3 protein-coding genes and 1 pseudogene are annotated in these 2,947 nt (G+C 39.8%); all 4 read right to left on the bottom strand.

Annotation, left to right across the window (positions count from 1 at the left end):
* Positions 1–100 precede the first annotated feature (100 nt).
* The gene (locus tag LQV63_RS31930; protein WP_233699631.1) at positions 101–949 is read right to left on the bottom strand and encodes a barstar family protein; all 849 of its coding nucleotides are present in this window, start codon (positions 947–949) and stop codon (positions 101–103) included.
* A 27-nt stretch (positions 950–976) separates the two neighbouring features.
* Positions 977–1,789 carry an RHS repeat-associated core domain-containing protein gene (locus LQV63_RS31090; protein ID WP_233699630.1) on the bottom strand — a complete coding sequence of 271 codons (813 nt, stop codon included), beginning with the start codon at positions 1,787–1,789 and terminating at the stop codon, positions 977–979.
* Positions 1,790–2,003: 214 nt separating this feature from the next.
* A complete protein-coding gene (locus tag LQV63_RS31925; RefSeq protein ID WP_325175949.1) occupies positions 2,004–2,363 on the bottom strand; it encodes a hypothetical protein in 360 nt (119 codons plus the stop codon).
* Between the two features lie 12 nt (positions 2,364–2,375).
* Positions 2,376–2,947, bottom strand: a pseudogene (locus LQV63_RS31080) (hypothetical protein); the annotation flags it as partial.

Below are 2,947 nucleotides of genomic sequence, written 5' to 3'. Positions count from 1 at the left end.
AACTTCGCCAAGTTGGGGTGAAGTCCCTTTTTTATTGCTGAAAGTCCTTGTGTAGAAAGGGCTTAGATTACTGCAAAATGCTCATTTAAGATTAAAAAGATCATTCAAATAATATTTTTACACCTTGACTATTTATATTTTCTACAAGTGCTTGGAATAACGGTCTGTCTCCTAATTCTTCAAAATCTGACCCTGCAAACAACTTAACATCTCGTTTCCGTCTATATTTAACCTCTTTTAACCAAGCATGAGTATCTAATTTTTTTTCTGCAATTTTATAATTTCCCCACATAATAATGAATGGTGAAGTTGCCCCAAATCCACCATTCAAGCAATCAATTAAAGAACTAAAATCATGTCCATAGTAACCTCCAGGTCCATTAATCGCTTCTCCTAATGCACAAAAAAATGAAGAATAATCGGTTATATATGTTCCATCTAAATAAATCATGTTCTCCTTATTTTCTTCATATTCAAGTTTACTAACCTGATACTTAGTTACTACATTTAGCCACGCTCTTCTATCATCTTCGTTAAGAAAAGACCATTCATTCTTATTTGTTGGATATGAAATTCGCCACTTGTCCCAAATTTCAAGTTCTGCATTAGATAGAATGTTTTGTAACGAACCTTTTAATTCAATATTTGTAGGACATTCAGGAAAACCAACCTTGTGATAATAAGTTTCGTCAAAAATGAAAAATGGATATTTTCCAAGAATATTTTGGGCTTTGTTTATTATAGAAACATAAACTAACCTATTAATGGATTCTTTGTTTTTTAAAAGATATTTTTTGAAATCATTACAAAAAACAAATTCAATTAATGAAATTTTATGATATGAACTATCTCCATCAGCATAAACTTCACCATCTAGTCCTATTATGTCTTTACAATAACCAATTACTAAATCACTTTTATCATCAAGAAGAGAAAATTTGAAATCCACCTAAGCTCCTCCTAGGGAATATTATTATCATGGTTTAAACTTGCCTCCATCGGGAAACCATGGAGATGGGAAAAGTTTGGGCTTACTGTAATCATGCTCTATTACGTATCCTAATTTTCCATCTGTCCTCTCTAATATTCTATGACTAGTACCCGGTACATCCCACTCTTTTGAACCTTCCCAAACATTATTTGGTCCGGTCTTGTTTTTCAATTCACTAGCTCTGAATATCTTTTGATTTCCATTGTGCAATCTAGGCGTTCCATTTCCAAGATTAATATTATCGTATTCATTAACGATTGATCTTGGGATGTTATGGTTATCAGATAATTTATATTCTTTCGGAGCTTTACCCTGCCCCCCAAAAGGCCCTTCCTTTTTACCTCCGCCGCCACAGCCAACTCTGCTATACCCGCTCGGGTCCACGTAATTAATCGGGTTGTTCCCAACATACGCATACAAATTCAGACCATCGCCCCGGTACTCGTCCTCTTGCGTAAACCGGGCGATTACAGGGTTATAGAACCTCGCGCGCAGGTAATACTGCTCCGTCGTGTGGTCATACCGCTCGCCCACATAGCGGAAGCGGTTCGGGATGCCTTCTGTGGCGGATAGGGTGCGACCGAACGCGTCGTACTCATAGCTGTTTACGATTCCGCCAAGGCGGTTCGGGATGTGCGACACATCGCCATGCTGGTTGTTCAGGTAGTAGTAGGAATCTCCCCTGCCATCCACCTGCGCCAGCAAGTCATGGCCGCGGACATAGGATGCCTTGACGTTATGGTCCCCGTCCAGCTCATTGACCATATTCCATCCGTCATACACGAAGCGGCTGGTCACGCCGTTCTCGCGGAGGTCGCTGCCGGACCATTCAAGGTCAGATTGATCGTATTCAAACGCTGTTGGAGGTTTCCCTCATTGAAAAGGCTTATTCTCCCCTCAATTTGCAAGTTGGAATAAGCCTTTTATCAAATAATTAAGTCTTAAAGTTTATTCTTAGTATTTTACTTAAAAGAAGTGATCACGTTAAGGTATTTTTCTCCGCACAAATTAGCTAGCTGTTGTAATCTTCTTCCCCAACTTGCCATAATAGTTGTTCAATCTTCGCTACAATTTCATCTTTACTGTTGGTTGAATAAGATTCTAATGGATTTCCCCAATCGTGATCCTTTATTAACTCCAAACCATACTCACCATTCGGATCACCTTCTGGATACCATCCCACATCTAAAAGAATTTTATATCGACTATGACTTATTTGAAGTAAATCTTCTGTAAAGTTAATCCATTTATCATCATACCTATTTAAAAGTTTTGGGTCTAATTCAATAAAAGTATTGTAGTCTACCTTCCAAGAAGATGGTATCCTAAAGGGTTGCAATTTCAGAGTTGGGGGGTTACGTTTCACTCTCATGCTATCACCTGCTTAACTATTTTTTCTTGGTTTAGATTTTTTTAAATCTTCCTCTAATCTATTTCCAGAAATAGGATGTCCATGATATACTTTGCCAGAGGTTATTTCCGCCCGAATCCATGATGTTTCAGTACCTAAGTCAAATCCAATTGGCCTTCCAGTATCATAAATAAAGTAAATTACCCCTTTATCTCCATCTACAATTTCCCCCTTCCATAAAGCTTCTTTTTCAAGCCCCTTATTATTAACCCCTGGGAGATACTGCGCATGTTTCTTTCCGGTTTTACTAAATAATTCTGCTTCATCAGCTGTTTTTGCCTTCACGTGTTTAAATCCATGCTCAGTTGGAATTGCATTGTGCAACGTTCTTCGTCGGCCGCTCGCTCCATCTGCGCCTTGCCCGGACTGCGTGCCCTGGAACCATTTCGGCCGTCTCTCTTCGCGAAGGGTCCCGCCCTGAGGCTCGCTCCTATACTTCGCCGCCAGCTTGCCATCCGGCGTGTAGGTATAGTCATACCGCACATGCGCATTGACCGCCGTCTTCAAGGTGCCGTCGTCGTTGTACATATAGGCTTCTTCCGCGC

Source organism: Paenibacillus profundus, from assembly GCF_021369635.1.
GTDB lineage: Bacteria > Bacillota > Bacilli > Paenibacillales > Paenibacillaceae > Paenibacillus_B > Paenibacillus_B profundus.
The sequence above is the reverse complement of the archived record's forward strand: the minus strand, read 5'-3'. Positions and strand labels throughout refer to the sequence as shown.